At 46.3% G+C, this 25,623-nt stretch carries 25 protein-coding genes; 13 read left to right on the forward strand and 12 right to left on the reverse strand.

Annotated elements, in window-relative coordinates; genetic code table 11:
- Nucleotides 1–111 precede the first annotated feature (111 nt).
- Both EAO36_RS01205 and EAO36_RS01210 read left to right on the forward strand, forming a co-directional pair.
- Nucleotides 112–1,239 (forward strand): hypothetical protein, encoded by a 1,128-nt coding sequence (locus EAO36_RS01205; protein ID WP_143928405.1) that lies wholly within the window; start codon nucleotides 112–114, stop codon nucleotides 1,237–1,239.
- Complete coding sequence (locus tag EAO36_RS01210; RefSeq protein ID WP_235852165.1) at nucleotides 1,239–2,336, forward strand: hypothetical protein; 1,098 nt, start codon at nucleotides 1,239–1,241, stop codon at nucleotides 2,334–2,336. Before EAO36_RS01205 ends, EAO36_RS01210 begins: the two co-directional genes overlap by 1 nt.
- On the opposite strand, the gene pdxA is transcribed toward EAO36_RS01210, so the two are convergent.
- Genes pdxA through EAO36_RS01225 form a run of 3 tightly spaced genes read right to left on the reverse strand, consistent with a single transcriptional unit; the run spans nucleotide 2,313 to nucleotide 4,983 of the window.
- Nucleotides 2,313–3,257 (reverse strand): 4-hydroxythreonine-4-phosphate dehydrogenase, encoded by a 945-nt coding sequence (gene pdxA, locus EAO36_RS01215; protein ID WP_120947437.1) that lies wholly within the window; start codon nucleotides 3,255–3,257, stop codon nucleotides 2,313–2,315. The genes EAO36_RS01210 and pdxA overlap by 24 nt on opposite strands.
- A complete protein-coding gene (locus EAO36_RS01220; protein ID WP_120947436.1) occupies nucleotides 3,254–4,033 on the reverse strand; it encodes a pyridoxine 5'-phosphate synthase in 780 nt (259 codons plus the stop codon). Before EAO36_RS01220 ends, pdxA begins: the two co-directional genes overlap by 4 nt.
- Nucleotides 4,024–4,983 carry a glycosyltransferase family 4 protein gene (locus tag EAO36_RS01225; protein WP_205586152.1) on the reverse strand — a complete coding sequence of 320 codons (960 nt, stop codon included), beginning with the start codon at nucleotides 4,981–4,983 and terminating at the stop codon, nucleotides 4,024–4,026. The genes EAO36_RS01220 and EAO36_RS01225 overlap by 10 nt, the downstream gene beginning before the upstream one ends.
- A 50-nt stretch (nucleotides 4,984–5,033) precedes the next feature.
- Here EAO36_RS01225 and EAO36_RS01230 point away from each other — a divergent pair, with 50 nt between their 5' ends.
- A complete protein-coding gene (locus EAO36_RS01230; protein WP_013890114.1) occupies nucleotides 5,034–5,624 on the forward strand; it encodes a phosphatase PAP2 family protein in 591 nt (196 codons plus the stop codon).
- Nucleotides 5,625–5,639: 15 nt separating this feature from the next.
- Here the strand turns inward: EAO36_RS01230 and EAO36_RS08890 are convergent, their stop codons facing one another.
- From EAO36_RS08890 to fliI, 6 genes are all read right to left on the reverse strand, one after another.
- Nucleotides 5,640–5,921, reverse strand: a complete 282-nt coding sequence (locus tag EAO36_RS08890; protein WP_268877261.1) for an HpaA family protein — start codon at nucleotides 5,919–5,921, stop codon at nucleotides 5,640–5,642.
- A 46-nt stretch (nucleotides 5,922–5,967) separates the two neighbouring features.
- Nucleotides 5,968–6,141 (reverse strand): HpaA family protein, encoded by a 174-nt coding sequence (locus tag EAO36_RS08895; RefSeq protein ID WP_268877226.1) that lies wholly within the window; start codon nucleotides 6,139–6,141, stop codon nucleotides 5,968–5,970.
- A 165-nt stretch (nucleotides 6,142–6,306) separates the two neighbouring features.
- Nucleotides 6,307–7,083, reverse strand: a complete 777-nt coding sequence (locus EAO36_RS01240; protein WP_120947435.1) for an HpaA family protein — start codon at nucleotides 7,081–7,083, stop codon at nucleotides 6,307–6,309.
- Between the two features lie 95 nt (nucleotides 7,084–7,178).
- Nucleotides 7,179–8,159 (reverse strand): iron-sulfur cluster assembly scaffold protein, encoded by a 981-nt coding sequence (locus EAO36_RS01245; RefSeq protein WP_120947434.1) that lies wholly within the window; start codon nucleotides 8,157–8,159, stop codon nucleotides 7,179–7,181.
- A gap of 9 nt (nucleotides 8,160–8,168) precedes the next feature.
- On the reverse strand, nucleotides 8,169–9,341 hold the full coding sequence (locus EAO36_RS01250) for a NifS family cysteine desulfurase (RefSeq protein WP_120955599.1): 1,173 nt from the start codon (nucleotides 9,339–9,341) through the stop codon (nucleotides 8,169–8,171).
- 88 nt (nucleotides 9,342–9,429) lie between these two features.
- Nucleotides 9,430–10,740: a flagellar protein export ATPase FliI gene (gene fliI, locus EAO36_RS01255; RefSeq protein WP_120947432.1), complete on the reverse strand. Its 1,311-nt coding sequence runs from the start codon at nucleotides 10,738–10,740 to the stop codon at nucleotides 9,430–9,432.
- Between the two features lie 92 nt (nucleotides 10,741–10,832).
- On the opposite strand from fliI, the gene tig reads away from it, so the two are divergent.
- The 6 genes from tig (at nucleotide 10,833) to EAO36_RS01285 (ending at nucleotide 17,383) form a co-directional block, all read left to right on the forward strand.
- Nucleotides 10,833–12,140: a trigger factor gene (tig, locus tag EAO36_RS01260; RefSeq protein WP_120947431.1), complete on the forward strand. Its 1,308-nt coding sequence runs from the start codon at nucleotides 10,833–10,835 to the stop codon at nucleotides 12,138–12,140.
- A complete protein-coding gene (gene clpP, locus EAO36_RS01265) occupies nucleotides 12,137–12,730 on the forward strand; it encodes an ATP-dependent Clp endopeptidase proteolytic subunit ClpP (protein ID WP_006017056.1) in 594 nt (197 codons plus the stop codon). The genes tig and clpP overlap by 4 nt, the downstream gene beginning before the upstream one ends.
- Nucleotides 12,730–13,242 (forward strand): peptide deformylase, encoded by a 513-nt coding sequence (gene def / locus EAO36_RS01270; protein ID WP_120947430.1) that lies wholly within the window; start codon nucleotides 12,730–12,732, stop codon nucleotides 13,240–13,242. Before clpP ends, def begins: the two co-directional genes overlap by 1 nt.
- A 32-nt stretch (nucleotides 13,243–13,274) precedes the next feature.
- Nucleotides 13,275–14,759, forward strand: coding sequence for a YifB family Mg chelatase-like AAA ATPase (locus tag EAO36_RS01275; protein ID WP_120947542.1), 1,485 nt, complete (start codon nucleotides 13,275–13,277; stop codon nucleotides 14,757–14,759).
- A 33-nt stretch (nucleotides 14,760–14,792) separates the two neighbouring features.
- A complete protein-coding gene (locus EAO36_RS01280; RefSeq protein ID WP_120955600.1) occupies nucleotides 14,793–16,856 on the forward strand; it encodes a heavy metal translocating P-type ATPase in 2,064 nt (687 codons plus the stop codon).
- Nucleotides 16,857–16,924: 68 nt separating this feature from the next.
- Complete coding sequence (locus tag EAO36_RS01285; RefSeq protein ID WP_120947429.1) at nucleotides 16,925–17,383, forward strand: DUF1104 domain-containing protein; 459 nt, start codon at nucleotides 16,925–16,927, stop codon at nucleotides 17,381–17,383.
- Nucleotide 17,384: 1 nt separating this feature from the next.
- On the opposite strand, the gene EAO36_RS01290 is transcribed toward EAO36_RS01285, so the two are convergent.
- Nucleotides 17,385–17,819 (reverse strand): N6-threonylcarbamoyl adenosine t(6)A37 modification in tRNA, encoded by a 435-nt coding sequence (locus tag EAO36_RS01290; RefSeq protein ID WP_185962965.1) that lies wholly within the window; start codon nucleotides 17,817–17,819, stop codon nucleotides 17,385–17,387.
- Nucleotides 17,820–17,991: 172 nt separating this feature from the next.
- Here EAO36_RS01290 and EAO36_RS01295 point away from each other — a divergent pair, with 172 nt between their 5' ends.
- Genes EAO36_RS01295 through gyrB form a run of 4 tightly spaced genes read left to right on the forward strand, consistent with a single transcriptional unit; the run spans nucleotide 17,992 to nucleotide 23,770 of the window.
- Nucleotides 17,992–19,668 (forward strand): methyl-accepting chemotaxis protein, encoded by a 1,677-nt coding sequence (locus tag EAO36_RS01295; protein WP_120947428.1) that lies wholly within the window; start codon nucleotides 17,992–17,994, stop codon nucleotides 19,666–19,668.
- Entirely contained in the window at nucleotides 19,665–20,132 is a 468-nt protein-coding gene (ruvC, locus tag EAO36_RS01300; protein ID WP_120947427.1) for a crossover junction endodeoxyribonuclease RuvC, read from the forward strand. Before EAO36_RS01295 ends, ruvC begins: the two co-directional genes overlap by 4 nt.
- On the forward strand, nucleotides 20,129–21,421 hold the full coding sequence (dnaA, locus tag EAO36_RS01305; RefSeq protein ID WP_120947426.1) for a chromosomal replication initiator protein DnaA: 1,293 nt from the start codon (nucleotides 20,129–20,131) through the stop codon (nucleotides 21,419–21,421). Before ruvC ends, dnaA begins: the two co-directional genes overlap by 4 nt.
- A gap of 42 nt (nucleotides 21,422–21,463) precedes the next feature.
- Nucleotides 21,464–23,770: a DNA topoisomerase (ATP-hydrolyzing) subunit B gene (gene gyrB, locus EAO36_RS01310; protein ID WP_120947425.1), complete on the forward strand. Its 2,307-nt coding sequence runs from the start codon at nucleotides 21,464–21,466 to the stop codon at nucleotides 23,768–23,770.
- On the opposite strand, the gene ruvB is transcribed toward gyrB, so the two are convergent.
- Both ruvB and panB read right to left on the reverse strand, forming a co-directional pair.
- Nucleotides 23,767–24,777 (reverse strand): Holliday junction branch migration DNA helicase RuvB, encoded by a 1,011-nt coding sequence (ruvB, locus tag EAO36_RS01315; protein WP_120947424.1) that lies wholly within the window; start codon nucleotides 24,775–24,777, stop codon nucleotides 23,767–23,769. The two genes, gyrB and ruvB, sit on opposite strands and share 4 nt — an antisense overlap.
- Nucleotides 24,774–25,577 (reverse strand): 3-methyl-2-oxobutanoate hydroxymethyltransferase, encoded by an 804-nt coding sequence (gene panB, locus EAO36_RS01320; RefSeq protein WP_120955601.1) that lies wholly within the window; start codon nucleotides 25,575–25,577, stop codon nucleotides 24,774–24,776. Before panB ends, ruvB begins: the two co-directional genes overlap by 4 nt.
- Nucleotides 25,578–25,623: the final 46 nt, after the last annotated feature.

Raw genomic sequence — 25,623 nt, forward strand, 5'->3', positions numbered from 1 at the left:
GAATCGTTCTCTAGGTTTGCCGAACTTGTTAAAAATCTAGAGGAGTATTTTTAGTGCGTTGGTGTTTTGCTTAGGTGGGGTTGATCGTAAGCCATCAACAGGATCGATTTGATGGGTCTTAATGGAATGTTTAAAAAATGGGTTTTGGTAGGTTTTATTTGGTTGGGTGGTTTTTTGGATGCCCAGCAAAGTGTGTCTGTTGATTCTGATTTTGTCCAAAGGCTGACTACACTCAAAGCCCAAATGGATACAAAAAGCCAACAGATTTTAAAAGACCCTATTTTCAAACGCACAGAATACTCCTACACGACCTACCTAGTTGCCCTCCAATTTGATGGGGATGTCCAAACACATCTAAGTGGAGCGCGCACACTCCTAGAACAAGTGCCTTTGTTTCAAGATTTTAGTCCCCAAAATGAGCCACAAGCGCATTTATTAGAAAATCTTAAAGAATTTGAAGCCCTCCACCTCTTGGCCTTGTTGGACAATTCTGATGCCCAACCCACCCAAATTGCCCAAAATTTTTTAGACAGCCTAAATTTTTTCTATGCCCCCCTTTTTAACGCCCACAAACAAGGGCTAGACCCTTTAGCCTATCTCGAGGCATTACGGATAAATATGGCTACCTATGAGAGAACTTGCCAAAATTGCCCCGGACATGTTTTAAGAAACTATGGCAGTAGCCTAGATTACTATGTGCGTTTCAACCCAAATGGCATGGTTGCAAATTTGGTGCGCGATGTGCGTGATGCTGACAACGCTTACCAGCAGTTGCTAACATTAAAGAGTGCTTGGGCACAAGTGGCAATCGCCTCTATTCTCCAACAAGATGTGTCGCATTTGCACCATTATGAGTCCTTTGCAAGTTTGCTAGCACAGCCTCCCCTTGCCAAATTTAAAATCTTCTCAGCCCTCTACCTTGCCCGTATTTTGAATTTGGTCAAAGACATCGATGTTTATGTGGATTTGCAAGATGTGAGCCCCGATCTTTTGCGAGAACGCCCCACGATCTGCCTAAACCCCCAGTATCTAACCCCCTCTCTGATACACGCATGCCAACAAGTCCTGCACCAACACAAAGACACTAAAGCCCTCCAAGACCAACTAAAAATCTTACGCCTATTTGCCATGGAAGACACGCCTTGTATCTATTTAGATCGCCATGATGAAATCGTCAAGTTACACTCTAAAAATGCAATTTGCAAAGCCTTGCAAAAACACCTCACAAAGGAATTTTGATGTTTCGTTTGTTGTTCTGCCTAGTTTTGGCGGTTTGTGGTGTAGGGGCGATGGGGGAGACTCCCCTCATGCTAGTTGCCACAAAAATAAAAAATCTGATGCAAAAAGGTAATCAAGATGCCATGCCCGGATACGATCTGATCCGCAGCGAGGTTGTGCAAGATAGTATCCCTACCTTAGAAGAACTAGGCTTAGAGTTTATGCACAAAATTTCCCTTTTTAAGAAACTCAAACCCAAAAATGAGGCAGAAGAGCGTTTTGTGACAGGGCTTAAAAAATTTGAGATTTTGCATGTCCTTGCGTTGATCTATGGTTTGATCTTAGACGAAAAAAATGAAGACCATCAAGGAGTCCTTACTCTTAGCCAAGTGGTACAAGATTATCTCAAGGTACTAGATTTTATCTATACCCCTCTTATTCAAGCACACCAAGCAGGCTTGGACTTAAGTATCTATGCCACCACTTTGAGCAAAAATCCCCTCAAGCCCAGCGATTTCAAGGATTTAATCCAATATTTTCTTAAAAACGAACAAGTGAGTCCTAAACCCGTGTTGCCCGTGCAAGCCTTTTTCAAGGATTTTAGAGTGGCGGAATTGGCCTATGACTTGACACAACACCATTTTTATAACACGCTCTTGGGTCCTAGTATTGGATGGGACTATGCAGATGCCTATATCCTTGTAAAATTTAATGCCGGTAAAGAGTTTGGGGAAGATAATGTTGTTAGTCAAGAGGATTATACTGATCTCTATAAACTCTATTACGCCCACTATGCCACGCGACTCTTGGAGTTTTTAGATGAGAGTTATTACTACACCTTTGATGACCCTCTTTCTAGCCCAGAACTAGACATAGGGATTTTGCAAAAACACCCCCACCTTTGTTTGAAGCCCAAATACTTACGCCAAAAATTCCAACAAGCGTGTTTGGACATCTTTGAAAAACACACCTACGATGCCCAAGCCCTCCAACACTCCTTGCAAAATCTCCCCCTTGTCAGCATCAATAATGCACCTTGTCTATACAACACTCAGGGCAAATGGCAAAAAATTAAGTCCAAAGACATTCTATGTCTAGCTCTCCAAAAAATCCCTTGACAAGGACACCAACCACTTAATCGCATTCAAGTAGCTCTGTGGGCTGGCTTTGTTTTGGTAGGCAATATCAAACCCACAGCCATGATCGACACTGACGCGCTTGATGGGGAGGTTGAGCGAAACATTGATGCTCTCTTCAAAATAAAGAGCTTTGAGTGGGGCTAGCCCCACATCGTGATAAAGGGCAACAAAATGCGTGTAGCGCGCACGCATATGCGGGGCAAAGGCACTATCAGCGGGCATGGGTCCTAAAAACAGCGCGCGCCCTAGCCGATCGTTTACGTCCTTGATCGCCTCTTGCACGATTGAATCTTGCCAACCAATGGCACCCCCATCGCCACAATGCGGGTCTAGCCCCAACACCACGATTTTTTCCACCTTTGCCAACACCCGCCCCAAAGTGCCTAAAAATTTTTTTAAAGGCTCTAATTGCACACACCCACTCACCGCACTTAAAGGGATGTGATCGCTAAAGAGTGCCACCCACAGCTTAGGGCAACCCAGCATCATGATCGCCTCTTCTTGGTAGCGCTTTTTTAAAAGGGCGGTGTGTCCGGGGGTGTTAATACCCGCTAATTGCCATGCTTGCTTGTGGATGGGCAAGGTGCAGACTCCCATGGCCTCTTGACTATCAACCAAATCTAGGGCGTGCAAGAAACTTTGGTAGCTATAAAACCCACTCTCTTGGTACACTTGGGCGGGCTTGATTGTGGGTTTGGGAGCATTAATGGGTACGCACTCCATGCGCTCTAGGGCTTGGGTATAGCGGCGTTTGAGCAGGGCGTTAGCCTGCTTTAAAACCTCCAAATGCACGCAATAAAGCGGGGTGCAAATTTGGCTGATGCGCACATGGGCTTTGAGCGCGATTTCTAAGCCAATGCCCTGAATATCCCCAATACTAATGGCGATTTTGGGCTTCATCTGTGTTGCATCGCCTCTTGCATGTCATAAATGGCGCGCTCTAGCCCCACAATCACCGCCCGTGCGATGATAGCATGCCCAATATTGAGTTCTTCTAAGCCCTCAATGCACGCCACTAACCCCACGCTAAAATAATTCAAGCCATGCCCAGCGCACATTTCTAAGCCCATCTGCACTCCTTGTGAGGTGGCTTCTCTGAGCTCTTGCAAACTGGTATCCAGCATGCTTTTCAAGGTGGGATTATCTGATGGTAAATCTTTTAAGCAGTTCTTATGGTGCTTGAAGTGGGAATAAAGGCTATTGTAAAGATTGCTGAATTTGCCCGTGTGCAACTCCACGACTCTAGTGCCCAAATCCAAAGCCCGCGCCAAATTCTCTCCTTGCGGATCGATGAAGAGTGCCACCTCGATCCCGCAATCTTGGTAAGTCTTGATGGTCTGGCTTAATTGGGGGTGCTCTAAGTTAAGTCCGCCCTCTGTGGTGATCTCGGCGCGTTTTTCAGGCACTAGAGTTACTTTGAAGGGGCGCAGGTGGCATAAAATTTTAGTGATTTCAGGGTCGATCGCGCATTCTACATTGATAGGCATGGGGGCATGCTGGATAATGCTGGCTACATCGTCTTCGTGGATATGGCGGCGATCTTCTCTTAAATGCAAAGTGATCAAATCCACCCCCGCATTTTTGGCAATAAAGATCGCCTCTAGAGGGTTGGGCTCGTGGATTTTACGCGCCTCCCTGAGCGTGGCAATATGATCGATATTCAGACCTAAGCGCATGGGCACTCCTTGCGATTGAGATATTGATAAAAGCTAAGATACACCCCTACAAAAAGCGCGATCACCACTAAAAGCCAATGGGGATGGTTACGCCAAAAATAGCTAGCCAGCATAAAGGGCAGATTTAAAACCACAATCGAAAATCCGGTGAGGGCATTGGGATTGGGGTATTTGCTAGTCAGTGCCTTAAACAACAAAGTGTGTAGGTGCAGGGCATCAGGCAGGGTCGCTTTTTGTTTTTGCAACTTGCGCCGCGCGATGGAAAATAACACTTCAGTTACCGGATACACCATTAAAGCCAGCCCAAACCACACGCTCACCACGCCCCTTAAGGCTAAATCCATCAAATGCGCCCCGCACACTAGTCCCAAGAGATACGCCCCCCCATCGCCTAGGAAAATATAGCCTTTGGGGAAGTTTAAGACTAAAAAGCCCAAAACACCTAAGAGCAAAGCTAGCACCCAGGTATTGGGCTCGATCCAATAAAGAATGCCCAAGATTGCCAAACTCAAGCCCCCAGCAAGCCCGTTAAACCCATCAATGATATTGATCGCATTGGCTACACCCACGAGCATGAACACACTAAAAGGCAAAGCCAAGATCACAGGCAGGCTAAAAAAGGGGGCAAAATCTTTTAAAATGAGCGGGGTTAGGCTAATGGCGAACAATGCCCCTAAACTTTGCAAGAATAAGCGTTTTTGTGGGCTTAGGGGGCGGTTGAGATCTTCTAAAAATCCGCTTAAAAAGACCACCACGCCTCCTAAAAGTAGCCCCCAGTGCGCACCCCCACCCACCAAAAAAACCAAAAAAATCCCCAACCCTCCGGCCCGTGGAGTTCTTTTGGTGTGGAAGCCTTGGGGTTTGTTGGCATTATCCACAAACAAGAGCGATCGCTTAGAGAAAATCACCACCCCCAAGCTACTTAAAAAACTTAGCGCGAAATACAGCACAGTCTAAACTTTTTCAAACATTATACCTTACAAAATGTTATAATCTAGGCATGTTGAAAAAAGTTGTTCATACGGGCTGTGCGCTGTTGCTCTGTGTGCGCTTGGGGCAGGCCGAGAGCCAAGAAGCCAAGATTTTAGAGGACATTGGTGATGTTTTGCGCTTGATGCCTATTTTTGTGGGCGTGGTCAGCTTGGGTATGCGTGATTATAGAGGACTAGGGGAGTTGGCAGTTGGGAGTTTTGTAACCCAAGGCGTGATTTATGGCATCAAGGGGGCATTCCAAAGCGCGCATGACAGAGGGGCTAAGGTGCCCTTTGCGAAACGCCCTTGCTGTGATAGCTGGCGGGGGATGCCCAGCGGGCATGCTGGGGGGGCATGGAGTGCAGCCGGGTTTGTTTTTTACCGCTATGGGTGGAAACCGGCTCTGCCTGTGATCGCTTTAGCCATGCTCACCGATGCAAGCCGTGTGGTGGCGCGCAAACACACGATTTTACAAGTGGTTGTGGGGAGTTTGATTGGCTGGGGCTTTGCCTATCTCTTCACTTCCAAATACCGCCGTAATTGGGAGCTTTACCCCGAGATTAGCATTAATGAAAAAGGGAACGCCCGCTATGGCATGGCGTTCCATTACCGCTTTTAAACCCTCCTTGATGGCTTATTTACCTTTGGTCTTGATCTTTTCGATCACCTCGCGGTAGCGATCGATGTTCTCGCTGGTGAGTTCTTTCAGCATTCTTTTCATCACGATCACATACATTCTGTTGAGAATCTTGCGGATTGCATTGCCATTGTTCTTCTCTAGCTCGGTGTGGCCAATGGTATTTGCGCCCGCAAAACCTCCTGAGTCTGTAGCTTGGTAGGTGTAGGTGTGGGTGATGGCTTGTTCTGTCCCCACCTCAATGCCAAAGTTATGGATAATAGGATCGTCCGTATCCATTTTGACATCCTCTAAACCCGACCCAACCCCCTATATCTAAAATAGACTACATTTGGTGTTTTTGTGCGGGCGTGAGCACTTGCCCATTTGTGAAATACACGACCTGATAACCTCTTTTCTGGAAAATCACTTGAATCTGTTCGACTAGCGCATCTTGAAACCGATCGATGTAGGGGCTAAGGTTGCCACTCACTTGTACATGCAGGGCTAAAATCCCCACAGCACAGTATAGGCGAATCTTGATCGATATTAACCGGGCAACAAAAACTTTTGTTCAAAACTCTTTTTATCCGTTATTAACCCCAAGAAAACAAAGAGATAACAAAAAGCCAAAGGTGGAGACCCCCCCCCAAAAAACCCTAAGAGACCCGACCTTTAAATGGAACTATTTTTTGTCGCTTTTCATCTGCTCGATGGCTTTGCGGTAGCGATCCACATGGGAATGGCTAATTTGCTTGAGCAAATCCTGCATCACACCTGCATACATTTCAGTTAAAATTTTGTGGATTGCCTTGTCGGTATTTTCTTCACGCTCACTTGTGGCTTCAACACGGGGACCAGAGAAACCTCCCGAGTTTGTGTTGCGGTAAGTGTAGGTGTGTCTAAAGGCTTGGTAAGTGCCCACATTCACACCAAAGTTATGGATGATCCGTCCAGTTTGGGGCTCATAGAACTTGAAAAATAGTGCGCCGGCACTTTGATCGACCAATTCATCAGCATTATCGTTCTCCGGATCGTCCAAATCAATTTTCACATCTTCAAGGACACCTATCCAGCCGGTTAAATCCAACACAGCCCAAACCTTGTGCTTTTCTTCATCTGTGAGTTTGTCCCTTGTGTCCAACAACTCTACATCATAACCCATTCTTTGGTAAATTTCTTTGACCTGCCCAACCAAAGCTGTTTGGAAGTCCTGGATATGGGATTTGAGATTGTCGGTTGATTGGATGTGGGGGATAAGAATACCAATTACATGGTGGTTAGCCGGTTCTTGTTGGATATTAAGGGGATAAGAAAAATGTAATGGCGTCTCACCTTGTGCATGGACAGCTTTTGAGGTTGAAGCATGCCCCACCTTGTGGGGTCCGCCCTCTGTGGCACAGCCCACAATCAATGCGCCCATAAGCCCCGCCAGCATAACACTCTTTGTTGTCTTGTTCATCAAAACTCCTCTAAAATGTAAGTAAATAGGATTGATTCTATCGTAAAAAAAATAACAAATAGCTAATTTACCCCCCTTTTGTTAAAAATACACGCCTAAATAGGCAAGACGCGGATATGTTCGTCTAGGTGATCTTGCAACATGCCCTCAATGGCAAAGAGAGTCCCTGTGGTTGCGCTGGCGCACCCATCGCATGCGCCCATGTAGCGGATATAGACATCCACAAATCCCCCACCCTCCTTGATGTCCAAAATCTCCAAATTCCCCCCATCCATCATCAACATTGGGCGGATATGCGTATCAATGGCCTGATCGATGGCGCGCACTTTTTGCACCATGGTCATATCGCTAAAGGCTAGGCTACCCTCCAAAGATTTTTGCGCTTGGCTTTTGAGTTTCTCCTCTTCCATCTCAGCGCGCACCTCTTTTAAAATATCCACCAAGTAATATTCTCTAGCTTCATGCCCACCCGGGCGCACACAGCTTTTGCAAAAACCCCCAGCTTTGGTGTAGTTGGTGATCTCCTCGACACTTTTGAGATCATTGAGTTTAATAACTTCTTTAATTGTGCCCAAACTCACACGCGCACACTCGCACACAATGATCTCATCTTCAAAATCAGCAACATCTTTGCCCAAATACTGCCCGGCTGCTTGTTTGATCACATCATAAGCCATCACCGAGCAGTGCATTTTTTGCCCGGGCACAGCCGGCACATCAGGATGATCGCGCAAATTCCGCTCCACATCTAAGTTGGTGATCTTGACCGCCTCTTGGACACGTTTGCCCAAACACAGCTCCACCATCATATCCGAGCTAGCAATGGCTGTCCCACACCCAAAGCTCTTAAACTTGGCATCAATGATTGTGTCGCTCTTTTCATCCACCAGCCAATACAGGCGCACCGCATCCCCGCAAGCTTCTGCACCATAATCAGCTACAATGAGCCTAGCCCCCCTAGCTTTAGCATCCTCCTCTGTGAGCACGCCTAAATGCGTGGGATTATCCATGCGTCTGCTCACCTCGTTAGAATAAGCATCCCACAACGCCCCACCTAATAAGTTATTCTTTGCCATACAATCTCCTTAATTTAAGCCATAAGAGCTAGAAATATTGCGCAATCGTTTCACTGCTTTTTTAAACACCTCAATGGTACGATCAATCTCTTGGATTGTGTTAAAACGGCTGAGTGAAAACCGCACAGCCGTGTGTGCCAGCTCCACGTCTGCTCCAATGGCGACCATGACTGGATTGGCCTTGAGATCCTCACTAGCACACGCGCTCCCGGTAGAAGCGGCGATATTAGCACGATTCAAATCCCACAACATCGCCTCGCCCTCAATCCCACGCACGCTCACCAAAGTGGTATTAGGCACGCGTTTGATGCGATCTCCAATCACAGAAACATCTTTGATCTCTAGTAGGGCATCTTCTAGCTTGTCTCTTAGTCCTCCAACCACTTCCCTTTCATAGTCCAAATTTTGTTGGGCTAACTTCATCGCCTCCCCCATGCCAATGATATAGGGTACATTGAGAGTCCCGCTACGCCTCCCGCGCATGTGCTCTCCTCCATGTAAAAGAGGGGTGATCTCCACGCCCGATCTGATGTAGAGCCCCCCCACGCCCTTGGGACCATGGAACTTGTGTGCCGAAAAAGAGAGAAAATCCACTTGGGCTTTTTGCACATCCACCGGGATCTTCCCGATGGCTTGCACCCCATCGCTATGGAACAACACGCCTCTTTGCTTACACACCTGCCCGATCTCCTCAATGGGGAAAATCAAGCCCGTTTCATTATTAGCCCACATCACGCTCACTAAAGCAGTTTTATCCGTGATCGCCTCCGCTACTTGGCTAGCCGCAATCGTGCCATGCTCGTTAATGGGCAAATAGGTAACCCGCATGCCCACACTCTCTAAAAACTCACAAGTGGCATGCACGGCTGGGTGTTCAACTTCTGTGGTGATAATGTGATCCTTGCCATGTTTGAGATAAGCATCAAAATACATCGATTTGAGCACCCAATTATTGCTCTCAGTGGCACAGGAAGTGATGATAATATCATCCTCGTTATTGGCGTGTATGCCCTCATAGAGTTTATCTAGGGCTTGGGTGATCATCGGGTGGGTTTCTGTGCCAAACTTATGCAGGGAATTGGGATTGCCATAGTGCTTACAAAAATAAGGCTCCATCATGTTTTCCACTAAAGGATCAACCTTGGTCGTGGCATTATTGTCTAAATAAATGCGATCTTGCATAAACATATCCTATCGGTAATTTGGTGAGTTTGTTGGAAAAATCACTCTCATAGTTTGACGATAATACACGCCTATCCTTTCCCCAAGCTTAAGGAATTTGCATCATCTCAATGAGTTGCTGGATACTCTGCTGGCTATCCACAATTTCTTCCTCCTCTTGTGCCATAAAAGCCCCCATGCTCTCCTTTTTATCCATCGCTTCATCCAGTTCGCTATCAAACCCGCGTTGGTAGGAGCCAATGCGGATCAAAACCTCATTTTCTTTGAGCAAGGCATGGAGTTTGCGGAATTTGCGGGCTGCCATATTGTGCTCATGGCTACTCACTTCCTTACTCACCCTAGAAGCAGAATTTAAAATATTAATGGGTGGATAAATCCCGTGATCGGTTAGTTCGCGACTGAGCACAATATGCCCATCTAAAATACTGCGGGATTGATCGGCGATTGGGTCGCTCAAGTCATCACCCTCCACCAAAACGGTGAAAAAAGCCGTGATAGAACCTTTGTTTTGTTCCTTGCCTGCACGCTCCATCAGCTGGGGTAAAAGCGTCAAGGCGGAAGGGGGGTAGCCCTTGCTGGTGGGGGGTTCGCCCAAGGCTAGCCCAATTTCACGTTGCGCCATCGCAAAACGCGTTACTGAATCCATCATGAACAAGACATCATGCCCTTGATCTTTAAAATATTCTGCCACGCTCATGGCACAAAAAGCCCCGTATTTGCGCATCAAGGGCGAATCATCACTGGTGGCCACCACCAACACGGTATTACTCAGATCACCTTGTAAGTTCTTGTGGATAAATTCGGGAATCTCACGCCCACGCTCCCCAATTAGGGCAATGACCTTAATTGAGGCACTGCACCCGCGCACAATCATGCCCATCAAAGTGGATTTTCCCACCCCGCTACCCGCAAAAATCCCCATTTTTTGCCCTTTGCCACAGGTGAGCAGACCATCAATGCTTTTCACCCCCACGCCAAACATTTCGTCGATGATTCCGCGTTGCAAAGGTTTCATGGGCGCAACCATCACGGGCGCATAAGCACTAGCCCCTACAAACCCCAAGTCATCTAAGGGATTACCCAAAGGATCAAGCACCCGTCCCAACAAAGCCTCTCCCACCGGGAAGCTCAAACCCTCCTTGACAAACAACACCCGATCGCCCACTCTGCACCCCTCCACAAAGGAAAAGGGTGCAAAACCAAACTGGGCTTGTTCCACCAAAACTACCATCCCCAAGCATTCCTTACCATCATTGCGCTCGGCTTTCACCACATCGCCTACAGAGGGCAAGAAACCCTTGACAAAAACCATGTTGGGTAAAATTTTGGTGATCACGCCATAGCGGGGCGATAAATCCCGACTGAGTTGTAACCTAGCTTTGAGGGCTCCTAAAGACATCGGCTCTCCTTGGGGCTTAATTTTGGATTAACACAGATTGCGCTAAAATAAAAGCTTATGATTATACTTTAAATAGACTTCAAGGAGTTCTAATGGATGTGGAAGCTAAGAGGCTGGATAGTGCTAATGCTAGTGTGTGCGCCAAGCCTTCAATGCAAGATTTTGAGGAGAAATCCCAAAAAATCGCCAGAAAAATCGCCAAAAGTGCTAAACTAGATGGATTTAGAAAAGGCAAGGTCCCCCTAGACATTATCAAACAACGCTACCAAAGCCACATTGAGCAAGAATCCCAAAAAGAGCTCCTAGATGAGATTTTGAAAGAGGGGCGCGCACAGCTCAAGATAGAACTGCGGGATTTAATTGGTAACCCTGCGGTAGTCAAATTTGACAAACAAGCCGTGCATTTTGATATTGAGATTGACATCGGTTTGAGACCCCAAATTGACTTGTCCGCTATTAAAGACTGCGTGCCTACCTTTTCGCTCAAGGAGATTGAAGAGAGCGAAATTGAAGAGAGGTTGCAGACCTTAGCCAAAGAGCGGGCTACCTTTTCAGATGCCCCTACAGATAAAAAAGTTGAAAAGGGCGATGGGGTGGTGCTTGATTTTGAGGGCATGCTTGAGGGCAAACCTTTTGAGGGCAACAAAGCACAAAATTTTGCTTTGATTGTGGGCGAAAACCGCTTGATTCCCGGGTTCGAGAAACAGCTTGTAGGCATGAAAGTTGGGGAGGAAAAATATTTTCCCGTGCTCTTTCCCAAAGATTATGCCAATGCCAACTTGGCGGGTAAAGAAGTGTCTTTTTATGCCAAATTGCATAAAATCCAAATCCGCCATATCCCTAAGATTGATGATGACTTCATCAAAAGCGTTTTAAATCAAGAAAAAGAGCCCACCCTAGAGTTGCTCAAGCAAAAAATCAAAGAACAGCTTTTTACAGAGGCTAAAACCCGCCTTTATAATCAAGAGCTCAAGGAAAAGCTGATTGATAATTTGGACAAGTCTTTATCTTTTGACCTGCCTAAAACCATTGTGGAACAGGAGATGGATTTAGCCTTGCGCCAAGCCTTGCAGAGCATGGACCAAACTGCTATTAAAGAACTCCAAGACAATCCTAGCAAGGTCCAAGAAAAGCGCGAGGGTTTTAGAGAGAGTGCCCAAAGGAGTGTGAAAGTAACTTTCATCATAGACGCACTAGCCAAGCAAGAAAATGTCCAAGTCCAAGATAATGAGGTCTTCCAAACCCTCTACTACGAAGCGTTAATGACCAACCAAAACCCCCAGCAACTCATCGAGCACTACCAAAGAAATAATATGCTCCCAGCGGTGAAAATGGCGATGGTGGAGGATCGGGTATTGACCTTTCTTTTAGATCAACAATTGCCCAAGGCGCAAGCATGAATTATGTTCCCTTTGTGATCGAAAAAACAGGACGGGGCGAGCGTAGCTATGATATTTATTCGCGCTTGCTCAAAGATCGCATTGTTTTGCTGAGTGGGGAGATCAACGATGCGGTGGCAGCGACCATCGTTGCGCAGTTACTCTTTTTGGAAGCAGAAGACCCTGAAAAAGATATTAATCTTTACATCAACTCTCCGGGTGGGTCGGTTACCAGCGGGTTTAGCATTTATGACACCATGAACTACATCCACCCGGATATTTGCACCATTTGTATTGGGCAGGCGGCTTCTATGGGGGCGTTTTTACTCAGCTGTGGGACTAAGGGCAAACGCTTTTCTTTGCCCCATTCGCGTATCATGATCCACCAACCCCTAGGGGGTACACAGGGGCAGGCCACTAACATTGCCATTTACACCAAAGAGATTTTACGCTTGAAAGGCACTTTAAATCAGATCATGGCGGATAATACCGGGCAATCCTTAGAAAAGATCGAACAAGACACTGATCGCGACTTCTTCATGAGTGCTCATGATGCCAAAGATTACGGGCTAGTGGATGAAGTCTTGGTCAAAAGCACCAAACAAGTTTAATGGCACTCGAGATTTTACACTACCCAGACAAACGCTTAAGGACCATCTCTCAGGAGGTGGTGTGTTTTGATACAGATCTACACACTCTCTTGGATGCGATGTTGGAGAGCATGCTAGAGAGCAAGGGCATTGGACTAGCGGCGATCCAAGTGGGCGTGCCCAAGCGTATTTTGATCATCAATTTACCCCGAGAAGATGAGCAACAATACCCACAGGATCGCCTAGAGATCATCAATCCGGTTATCACCCACAAGGAAGGTACAATCTTGTGGAAAGAGGGCTGTTTGTCTGTGCCGGATTTTTATGAAGAAATTGAACGCAGTGCTCAGATCACCTTGAGTTATCAAGATCGCACTGGCACGCCTAAAATGCTCCAAGCCAAGGAGTTATTAAGCGTGGCAATCCAGCATGAAATGGATCACCTCAATGGGATTTTATTTGTGGATAAGCTTTCCATGCTCAAGCGCAAAAAGTTTGAAAAAGAGTTTAAAAAAACCTTAAAAATTCCGTGAATGCCCGTATCAACACCCTTTATTGCGCCACGATGTCTTGTGCCCGGGCACATATTGTGGAGGTGGAGGCGACTTTTACGCGCGCCTTACCCGCCTTTGTGATCGCTGGCTTGCCTAGTAGTGCGATCCAAGAGTCTAAACAGCGTGTCCAATCTGCTTTGCAAAATAACGGCTTTTCTTTTCCGCCCCTAAAAATCACCATCAATTTATCCCCGGCTGACTTACCCAAAACCGGGAGTCATTTTGATTTGCCCATGGCTTTATTAGTGGCTTTGCAAAAAGCCCCTTTGGAGGGCAAATGGTTTGCCTTTGGGGAGTTGGGTTTAGATGGCAAGATCAAGCATGCTACAAGTATTTTTCCCTTACTCTTAGACATCGCGATCTTAGAGCCCAATGCCCATGTGATTGTCCCCAAACCCAATCAAGAACTCTTTTCGCTCATCCCCAATCTCAATTTTTACTATGTGGAGCACCTCAAAGAAGCTCTAGAGATCATCACGCAAAAAGACCCCACACCCCATGCCTTTAAATCCCAGCTAGATTTTGAATGCTTGGAGATCAACAACCAAAAATACTACTATGTACCCACTTTTGATCTGGATTTTAGCGATGTCAAGGGGCAAGAGAGTGCTAAAGAAGCAGCCTTGATTGCCGCTAGTGGGATGCACAATGTGATCTTTGAGGGTTCTCCGGGCTGTGGGAAAAGCATGATTGCCAAGCGCATGCGCTATATTTTGCCCCCCAGCACGCTAGCTGAGATGATCGAATCGCTCAAATTACGCATTTTAAGCCAACAAGAGAGTTTTTATAGCCCCTTAAGGAGTTTTAGAAACCCCCACCAAAGTGCCTCTAAGTCCAGCATTCTAGGCTCAACCCACGCGCATAGCCCCAAGCCGGGTGAAATCGCCCTCGCCCACAATGGGATTTTATTTTTTGATGAGTTGCCCCATTTCCAAAAAAATATTTTAGAAGCTTTGCGCGAGCCGATGGAGAACAATAAGCTGGTGATTTCTAGGGTGCAAAGCAAGATCGAATACCCAACCTCATTTTTATTCATCGGGGCGATGAATCCTTGCCCATGCGGGAACTTGCTAGACCCCCATAAGCTCTGCCGTTGCCAAGAACGCGAAATCAATGCCTATAAAAACCGCCTAAGTGAGCCCTTTTTAGATCGCATTGATTTATTCGTGCAGATGAATCCCACCCAGCTTGAGGCTAAAACCAACACCTCTTCAAGCCATTACCATAGCCAAATGCTCCAAGCCTTCAAAATGCAAAAACGCAGAGGGCAACAAAAACTTAATGGCAAACTCCTAGAAAGCCAAATTGAGGAGTTTTGCATTCTCGATCATGGTGCACAGACTTTATTAGATCAAGCCACCATACGCTTTGGACTCTCAGAGAGAGCGATTCACAAAAGCAAAAAGGTGGCGCGCACCATTGCCGATTTGAATCAAAGCCCCCAAATCCACAAAGAGCACATGTTAAAAGCTCTCCAGTTTAGAAAAGTCAGCTAATATCGGCTAGCAACCTCCAAACAAGGAAAAAGCATGCAGAAGTATTATTTTAAGGGGTTGGATTGCCCAGATTGTGCCAACAAATTAGAAGCAGAGTTGAATAAACAGAGCTATGTTAAAAGCGCGCAGGTCTCTTTTAATACCAGCACGCTTTATTTAGACAGCCAAGACATCCCCCAAGCCCTATTGCTCATCAAAAAACTAGAGCCTGACATGGTGCTATCTGCCCAAGAACAAGATCGCGGCCACAATCAAGCCCACGCACGCACAGACCTGTATATTTTGCTGGGCACGATTGCGCTTTTTTTAGTTGGCGTGGTGGCTCTGCACTTTAGCCAAGTTACTTGGGTGCGCCAAGTCAGCTATGTTTTGTTGGCTGGGGTGTATGTGTTTGCGGGCAAAGATGTGTTTATAGGGGCTTTTAGAGCCATTAAAAATAGACGTTTTTTTGATGAAAATACGCTCATGCTCAGCGCGACCATTGCTGCCTTCTGTGTGGGGGCTTATGAGGAAAGCGTTTCGGTGATGGTCTTTTACTCCGCTGGGGAGTTTTTGCAAAAACTTGCCATCGCGCGTTCTAAAAAATCCCTGCAGTCTCTTTTAGATGTCGCGCCCAATTTGGCTTACATCAAACGCGCGCATGGCTTAGAACAGGTCGATCCTAAGGATTTGCAAATAGGCGATGTGGTGGTGGTGAAAGTGGGGGAAAAGGTGCCCACCGATGGGGTTGTTTTGCTTGGTGAAAGCATGCTAGATCAAAAGAGTTTAACGGGCGAGCCCTTGCCCCTCAATGTGAAAGAAAATAGCCCCATTTTGGGCGGGAGCATCAATTTAAAAGCCATGTTGGAGGTTAAGGTTACTAAGCTTTACAAAGACTCTTCGGTGGCTAAGATCATTGATTTGGTCTCTGAAGCGGTGAGCCAAAAATCCCAAACCGAAAAGCTCATCACCACTTTTGCGCGCTACTACACACCCGCTGTTTTTGGCATTGCCCTTTGTATTGCGTGCGTGCCTCCCTTACTGGGGTTTGGGAGTTTTGATGAGTGGATTTATCGGGGGCTCATCGCCTTGATGGTGAGTTGCCCCTGTGCCTTAGTGATCTCGGTGCCCTTGGGGTATTTTGGTGGGGTGGGGGCGGCTAGCAAGCATGGCATTTTGATCAAAAGCGTGCATACCCTAGAGACTCTCACGCAAGTTAAAAATATCGCCTTTGATAAAACCGGAACTTTGAGCAAGGGGGAATTTGAGGTGGTGGATGTCGTGCCAGCAGGCGATTTTTCCAAAGAAGATGTGTTGCAATTTGCCACTTGTGCGCAAATCCTCTCCACCCACCCCATTGCTGTTTCGATCCAAAAAGCCTACACCAGCACATGCCAACACCAGATCGAGGAATACCAAGAATTGGGGGGCTTGGGCGTACGGGCTAAGTGCCATGCCAATTTGATCATTGCGGGGAATGAAAAGATGTTGCGTAAATACAATATCCCGCATGAGTGTTGTTCTTTGGAGGGCACGATTGTGCATGTGGCTTCTAATGGGGAGCACATTGGCTATATTGTGGTCGCTGACACACTCAAAGAGAATGCCAAAGCGTGCTTAGAGGGGCTTAAAAAAGAGGGGATCGAGCATTTTTGTATCCTCAGTGGGGACAATGAACATGCCACTAAAGGTGTGGCCAAGAGCTTAGATTGCCCCTATTATGCTAATTTGTTGCCTGAGGAGAAGGTGGAGGCGTTCAACAAGTTCAAGCAAGCCCACAAGCACAAAAGTGCCTTTATTGGAGATGGGATCAACGATGCGCCCACTTTGGCTTTAGCAGATGTGAGCATGGGTATGGGGAGTGCTAGCCAAATTAGCAAAGAAAGTGCGGACATTGTGATCACCAATAATAATTTGGAATCCATTACCCAAGTTTTTAGAATCGCCAAAAAGACTAAAAATATCGTGATGCAAAATATCATCTTTGCATTGGGAGTCAAGGCGATGTTCATTGTGCTCGGGCTCTTTGGGGATGCAACTTTGTGGGAGGCGGTTTTTGGCGATGTGGGGGTTACACTCATCGCCTTAGCCAACTCCATGCGCACCATGCGTATTTAGGGGCTTGTTTAGTGATGGTTAGTTTTTTTTGTGTTATAATGCCCGTTTAAAAATTGCAAAGGAAAAAAATGAAGGTTTTAAAATTAGCATTGGCTTCTGGAGCTCTTTGTGTGGGGCTGAATGCCCAAACCATCGGCTTGAATGTCTTCCCCGAGTATCAAGCTAAGCCCGATCAAGAGATGTTAGACTTGGCGGGCAAGATTGAGGCGCGCAAGGTGATCGAGTATTTGAGCGAGATGAAAAACCGCTATAACAAAATGACACCCAAGCACAAGGCAGATTTTCAAAAACAATTCCAAGACAACTTGGCGAAAAACTTAGCTAAATTGAAACCAAGCGAGAGGAAACAACGCTTGGCGACCATTAAAAAAGCTTTGGCTACAAGGGAAGCAAATATCAACCATCTACGCGAGGAAGTGGATGAGGAGTATGCCTACATCGACTACTGGAAAAAGTTGCTCAACTCCGATAAGTTTGAAGAAGATTTGATTCAACATGGCTTTAACGCCCCGCTCAAACACAAATAGGTTAGCGCAGGCGTTTTTTGCGGGTTTTGGAGAGTTTGAGGATTTGGGAGGGTTGGCTAGCATAAAGTCCACGCCGATCCTCTATAATGACTTGGGCTAGCTCAAGGGCGATCTTAGGGTCGTAATTTTGGGCACTGAGATTGGCCGAAGTGCTGTAGATCACGCCCAAGCGTTCTAAATAATTTAAAGTCAAAGGGTCTTGGATCACGCGCCAAGCTTGGGATTTACGGCAAGCCAGCGTGGCTTTGGTGCGCCGTGCTAGGGCTTTGTGTTGGGGGGGCACGCGTGGGCTTAGGGCTTTGAGGCTGGGAGATACTTGCAAGAGGGGCTTGTTAGGGGGGCTGTTTTTAATAGTGTTTAATTTTTTGGCATCATAACTAAAAAAGCCCGCTGTGGTGTCGCTTTGGGCTAAGCCCACATCTTCTATAAACTCCATGCACCTCCTTTATATGGCACAATTTGACGCATATGATAACATTCTTAGGGCTTAAAGCAAGATGAGTCGCCACTCCTTAGGTGAATCATGTTAGAATCCGCGGGTTTCATGTCTTTTTACATAGCGCGATATCGCATGAAAATAAATTGGCAACCCAAAATGAGGAGTATAGATGAATCTAGGTTTTAAAATCATAGGGATCGTTTTTTTATCTCTATCCATTGTGGGATCTGTGGTTGCTTGGATCACCAGCACAAAACAGCATGATCTGCTCTCCTCTTTAGTGGAGAGTGAAAAGAAAGGGGATATGGGCAGTAGGACAGATAACCTGCGCTACACCACCCATCTAATCGAGCAAGCCATCGCGGGTTTTTATGAACTCTTGCCTAGGGAGAAAGCCCGACAAATGGCATTGGAGTATTTTGGCAAGATCAACAATGACAAGGGTATGATCTATATGGTTGTAACCGATATGGAGGGCAAGGTGCTTTTTGACCCGGTCAATCCCACCTCGGTGGGCAAGAGTGGTTTGCATTTGATGAGTGTGGATAATGTCTGCTATGTGTGTGGCTATATCAAGGAGGCAAAGGCAGGGGGGGGATACACTTACTATAAAATGCCTAAATTTGCTGGGGGCACGCCCGAGCCCAAAGTCGCCTATAGCCATTATGATCCGGTGAGTAAAATGGTGATTGTTGCTACCAGTTATTTTAGCGATATTTTAAAGGCTTCTCAACAAACCAGAAAAGAAGTCCGTGCAAAGGTGACGGAAAATCTGGGCACTTTAATTTGGTATATTGTGCTCATTGTTGTGTTTTTGATTGTGCTCACTTCTCTTTTTGTTTATTTTGGCATTATCCGACGCTTGAATCGCTTGGTTCATCGTGTCCATGAGTTTAGCTTGGGGGATCGGGATTTGACTCAGCGCATTAAAGCCAGTCGGAGCAATGATGAGATAGGTAAGATTAGCGGGAGTATCAACTACTTTGTAGAGAGCATACAGGAGTTGATTAAAGAAGTTAAGGATAGCTCCGGTGGCAGTCGGAGCATGGCTGAACAGCTCAAAATAGGGATTGATGAAACCTTGCAGATCATGCATGAGCGTACGCAGATGATCAATGCTATTAGAAAAAAAACAAATGATATTAGCATGGTGGTGAATCAATCCACAGAAGAAGCCCAAGCCAGCCAAAAGGATTTAACCGAAGTGCAAGATTTGGTCCAAACATCTAATGATTCGATCAGCAATCTCTTTGGGCAAATTACAGAAGCATCTCGAACAGAGGAAGAGCTAGCTAGTAAGGTCGAGCAACTCAGCAAAAATGCCGATAGCGTGAAGAGCATTTTACACATCATTAACGACATTGCCGATCAGACCAATTTATTAGCCTTGAATGCCGCCATCGAAGCCGCCCGTGCGGGCGAGCATGGCAGAGGCTTTGCCGTGGTGGCTGATGAGGTGCGCAATTTGGCAGGTAGAACCCAAAAGAGTCTAGCAGAAATCAACTCTACTATTGGGGTGATTGTGCAAGAAATCAATGATGTGAGTAGCCAGATGAATCTCAATTCTAAGAAAATCGAACAACTCAGCGGGGTGGGCTTGGAGGTGCAAAAACGCTTTGAAGAGATGAGTAAGAACTTGGATTCCACGGTGGGGCGGGTTAAAAAATCGATTGGGAATTTTGTGGGGACTAAAGAAGACATCGATGTGATCACGCATGACTTTGTGGGCATCGATAAAATCAATAAGGCAACAGCTAAAGAGGCAACCAAAATCGTAGGCTTTGCCGATACAATCATCAATAGCACGCGCAATGTCGATGGTTTGGTGGGTCAATTTAAAACATGATTTTAGGGATTGATCCGGGGAGTCATAAGTGTGGGTACGGGATCGTGGATTTTCAAGGTAGGTTGGTGGGGGCAGGATTTATGCATATCCAAACTTCTTGTTTGCAAGATCAAATTTTGGAGGCAGTCGGGTGTTTAGAGCAACTTTTTAAGAGTTATGCCATTGTAGAGGTGGCGATGGAGGATATTTTTTATGCCTACAATCCAAAGAGTGTTTTGAAGTTAGCTCAGTTGCGGGGCGCATTGGGGCTTAAGATATTGCAAGTTTTTGGGCGTTTTAGCGAATACACACCTTTGCAGGTCAAAAAGGCACTCACTGGACATGGCAAGGCGAGTAAGGAGCAAGTATCCTTCATGGTTAAAAAAATCTTGGGGATCAAAAGTGCTATCAAGCCTTTAGACATCACCGACGCGATCGCCATTGCCCTAACCCATGCCCAACAAAGAAGAATCCGCAATCCATGATTGATCCCCTCTTAGAAGCACTTAAACTGGATTTGAGCGAATACGAATACCAAACTTATATGCCCTTGCTCAGATTCGATCCGCGCGCCTCTAGAGCTGATCATTTTGTCTTTTATACCCCCAATGCTTTGGTGTGTGGCTATATCCAAGCCAAATACGGCGCGCTTTTAGAAAATGTGATTGGCGCGCAAAAGGGCTACCCGGTCAAAGTGCAGGTTTTGCCCCAAAACCAGCAAAGCCAGCGTGTCCCCAAAAGCTACCCCATAAACCCTTCACTCAACCCCGCCTTCACTTTTGATAGCCTTGTGGTGGGGGAATGCAACCACATGGCGATTAAAATTGCCTCCAAAGTGGCTAAAGAGATCGGGGCATATAACCCCGTGCTCTTTTTTGGGGGCGTGGGGCTGGGCAAGACCCACATTTTAAACGCCATTGGCAATTTTGCTAGCCAGCGCGTCCAAGATGTACTGTATGTTACCGCCGAACAATTTTTAAATGACTATGTTTTTAGGCTGGGTAACCATAGCATGGATAAATTCCAAGATAAATACCGCTCATGTGATTATCTCTTGATCGATGATGTGCAATTTTTCGGGGGTAAGCAGAATGTGCAAGAAGAGTTTTTCCACACCTTTAATGCTTTGCATAGCCAAAAAAAGCAAATTGTGATGACCTCAGACAAACCGCCTAAATTCATCAAGGGTCTAGCCGAACGCCTGCTATCCCGCTTTGAGATGGGCATGATTGCCAGTATCCAAGCCCCCATGCTAGAAACCAAGATTGCCATTATCACCAAAAAATGCCAGCTCAACCAAATCTCTATGGATTCAGAGGTGATCGCCTTTTTGGCTAGCCACTTACACGATAATATCCGCCAAATTGAGGGAGCTTTATTGCGTTTGAATGCCACTGCTACGCTTTCAGGGCAAAATATTAGTCTAGAGTTGGCTCAAGAAATTTTAAAGGACACCCAAAGAGAGACAAGCCTAGAGATCAATTTAGAAAATATCTTGCGGGTGGTCTCCCAAACCCTCAATCTCAAACCCTCCGATATTAGGAATAATTACCGCAATAAACAAGTGGCGTTGGCTAGAAAAATGATTATCTACTTAGCGCGCACGCTCATTAAGAGCTCGACCACCACTTTGGCGCAATTTCTAGGCATGAAAGATCACAGCGCGGTGAGCAAGGGGCATAAAATGATTGCCGTGCGCATGCAAGAGGATCGCAATACCAAGCTCTTAGTCGAAGAGATGTTGGGTAAAATCAAGACACAAGGGCACTTGTAGTATAATAGTCCCCTTACAGATAAACCAGCAAAAAGGCTAGCGATGCAATCCTACACGGGCGATAAGATCAAGGTGTTAAAAGGTTTAGAGGGCGTGCGCATGCGCCCGGGCATGTATATTGGGAATACCAATATCGATGGCTTGCACCACTTGGTCTATGAAATTGTGGATAATTCTATTGATGAAAGCATGGCGGGTTTTTGCAACCAAATTAATATCACACTGACCCAATATGGTTCATGCGTGGTGGAGGATAACGGGCGGGGTATCCCAGTGGATATCCACTCCACAGAGGGTATTCCAGCCGCTACGCTGGCTTTAACCACCTTGCATGCCGGGGGCAAATTTGACAAACAAACTTACAAGGTTTCAGGTGGCTTGCATGGCGTGGGGGTGAGCGTGGTGAATGCCCTTTCTACCAAACTCATTATGACTATCAAGCGGGAGGGGCAGATTTTCAGACAAGAATTTGCTAAGGGCATCCCCACCACTTCCTTGGAAGTGGTGGGCACCACCAAAGAACAGGGTACGAGCATTGAATTTTTCCCCGATCCTTCCATTATGGAGGTGGTGGCTTTTGATTCGGCTGTGCTAAAAAAACGCTTCCAAGAGATGGCATATCTCAATCATGGTCTCACCATCCATTTTTACGACCAACCCAACCAAATTAAAGAAACTTACCACTATGCAGAAGGTTTGAAACAATTTATTTTAGACACCAATAAAAACCCCCTCATCTCTGAAGTGATCGCCTTTAGCGCGCAAGCAGAGGACATGGAAGTTGAAATCGCCCTAGCCTACAATGAGGGTTATAGCGAGCAGATGTTTAGCTTTGTTAATAGTATCCGCACGCCCGAGGGGGGCACACATGAGAGCGGGTTTCGCATGGGTCTTAGCCGTGCAATTTTAAACTATATCCAAGAAAATGCCAATGCCCGTGAAAAAGAGGCGGGTGTGGTGCAAGAAGATATTAAAGAGGGCTTGCTAGCCGTGATCTCGACACGGATTTTAGAACCCCAATTTGAGGGGCAGACTAAGGCCAAATTGGGCAGTTCCTTTGTGCGCCCCCTTGTGGCGAAGTTGGTCTATGAAAAGATGGCAAAATTCTTTGAGGAGAATCCCAGCGTGGCTAGAGCCATCATGCAAAAGGCGTTGCTGGCAGCTAAGGGCAGAGAGGCGGCTAAAAAGGCTAAGGAGCTCACCCGCAAAAGGGACAACTTGAGTGTGGGGACTTTGCCCGGGAAGTTGGCGGATTGCCAAAGTAAAGACCCCAAGGAGTGTGAAATTTACTTAGTGGAGGGGGATAGTGCGGGCGGGTCGGCTAAACAGGGGCGCGATCGGGTTTTCCAAGCGATCTTGCCCTTGCGGGGTAAAATCCTCAATGTGGAAAAATCCCACCTCAGCAAGATTTTAAAATCTGAGGAGATCAAAAACATGATCACTGCCTTTGGGTGTGGCGTGGGGCAGGAATTCAATTTAGAAAAACTGCGCTACCACAAGATCATCATCATGACCGATGCCGATGTGGATGGTAGCCATATCCAAACCTTATTGATGACCTTTTTTTACCGCTATTTAAAGCCCTTGATCGAAAATGGGCATGTTTATATCGCCCAGCCCCCACTCTATCGCTTTAAAAAGAAAAAGATTGAAAAATACCTCAAGGATGAAAGGGAGTTGAATCACTTTTTGATCGAACATGGCATTGATAGCGTGGAGATTGAAGGGATGGGGCGTAATGACTTGTTAGGTTTGCTTAAAACTTTGAGTGCTTACCGATCCTTGCTCCAAGAGCTAGAAAAACGCCCCATTTTAACAGAGGTCTTGCGTTATTTGATCGAACAAGGGGGTAAGGATTTGCCTCTAAGCACTCTAGCAACCAAATTGCAAGAACACATTACTAAAATGGGCTATCGCATTTTAACCCAGCAAGTTCTAGAGGATAGCTTGCACTTTTTCGTGCAAACTAAATTAGGACTTGTAGAACTTTTGGTGGATCAATCTCTCTTTAACGATCCACTATTCTTAGAAGCCCAAAATCTCTTTGCCAAAATCAAGGATTTTAATTTAGACGCTTTGGAAGTGGATGGCTTGGAGTTTTTAGCCCAAATTGAGGAGCGTGCCAAACAAGGGGCATATATCCAGCGCTACAAAGGTCTAGGCGAGATGAATCCCGAACAGCTTTGGGAAACCACCATGGCGGCTAATAACCGCCACCTTTTGCGTGTGTCTTTGGACGATGAAGAAAAAGCTAATAATGCCTTTAATCTCTTGATGGGCGATGAGGTTGAGCCCCGCCGTGCCTATATCCAAGCCCATGCTAAAGATGTCAAGAATTTAGACATCTAATCAAAAAGCGATTTTTTGGGGGTTTGGAGTTTTAAAACTTCATAAGTTTTAGGCGTGGCGATGCGCCCCTTAGCCGTGCGTTCCAAATAGCCATTAGCCAATAAAAAAGGCTCAATCACCTCCTCAATGGTGCTTTCATCCTCATGCATGCTGGCTGCTAGCGTGTTCAAACCCAAAGCCCGATTTTTGGCATTGGCTAAGAGATTGAGATAGAGTAAGTCCAAAGTGTCAAAGCCATAAGCATTCACGCCCAATTCCTCTAATGCCATTTGTGCTCTAGGTAGGGAGATACTCTCTTCATTGGCACTATCGGCAAAGTCGCGGATGCGTTTTAAAAGCCTTAGGGCGATGCGGGGCGTGCCTCTGGAGCGTTTAGCAATCTCTAAGCTGGCTTCAATGTCAATGGCTTTAGAGAGTTTAGAACTGGCTTTACTGATGATAATAGCTAACTCTTGGATACTATAAAATTGCATGCGAAAATGCATGCCAAAGCGATCGCGCAAAGGGTTAGAGAGCATGCCTGCCCTAGTGGTTGCCCCAATGAGCGTGAAAGGAGCTAAATCAATTTTAATGGTTTGGGCGGCTGCTTTAGAGCCAATGATAATATCAAGCCTAAAATCCTCCATAGCCGGGTATAAAACCTCTTCAATGGCCGGACTGAGCCGGTGAATCTCATCAATAAATAAAATGTCTTTGGCATTCAAATTGGTTAAAATCGCGGCTAAATCGCCGGTTTTTTCAATCATCGGGGCGGTGGTTACTTTGATTTGTGTCCCCAATTCTAGAGCGATGATGTGACTTAAGGTGGTCTTGCCCAAGCCGGGGGGTCCAAAAAAAAGAATGTGATCGAGGGTATCACCCCGTTTTTTAGTGGCATGGATGGAGACTTGCAAGAGCTTTTTAACTTGTTCTTGCCCGATATAATCCTCCCAAAGCGCGGGGCGCAAACTCAGGTTTTCTTGCTCCTCAAACTCTAAGGCCTGCAAATTGACTAAGCGATCGCTCATGAGTAGCTTTCTGCTGGGCTGGGGAAATTGCCCGACTCAATGTCGGCGATGTAATTTTTGATCGCCTCTTGAATGAGCTGGGCTCCTTGCAAATAGTGGCGCACAAATTTAGGCTTGAAGGCTTGGAACAAGCCCAGCATATCTGAGAAAACCAAAATCTGCCCATCACAGCCCGCCCCACTCCCGATACCAATGGTGGGGATGTCTAGTCTTGCTGTGATTGTGCTCGCCACGCTAGAGATCACGCCCTCAATCACCAGCAAAGACACCCCCGCCTCTTGCAAAGCCAAAGCGTCCTCTAGGAGTTGATGAGCACTCTGGGGGGTTTTGCCCTGCACTTTGTAGCCCCCCATGCCCCGCACACTCTGGGGTAAAAGCCCAATATGCCCCACCACCGCCACGCCTTCCTCTACAATGGCTTTAATCAAGGGTGCGCGTTTGAGCCCCCCCTCTAGCTTGATCGCATCCGCTTGAGTTTCTTGGTAGGCACGCAGGGCGTTTTGGATGCCTTGTTTTTTGTGGGTGTAGCTCCCATAGGGCATGTCCATGATCACAAAGGCCTTTTTTGTGGCACGGCAAACTGCTTGGGTGTGGTAAATCATCATGTCCATGTGGGCACTCAGGGTATCCACACGCCCATTAAAACTCATATTCAAACTATCGCCCACCAAGATCACATCAATGAGTGGATCAAAAAGCCCCGCAAAGAGTGCATCGTAAGCAGTGATCGCGCTAATTTTTGAGGGCTTGCCCTCTTTGGGGTGTTTTTTAGCATAGAGCATGCCGAGTGTATTTTTCATGAGCAACCTTGTGTTTTTATTAGATTTTACCTTTAAAATGCTATGA

Origin of the sequence: Helicobacter mehlei (assembly GCF_003660265.1) — a bacterium.
GTDB lineage: Bacteria > Campylobacterota > Campylobacteria > Campylobacterales > Helicobacteraceae > Helicobacter > Helicobacter mehlei.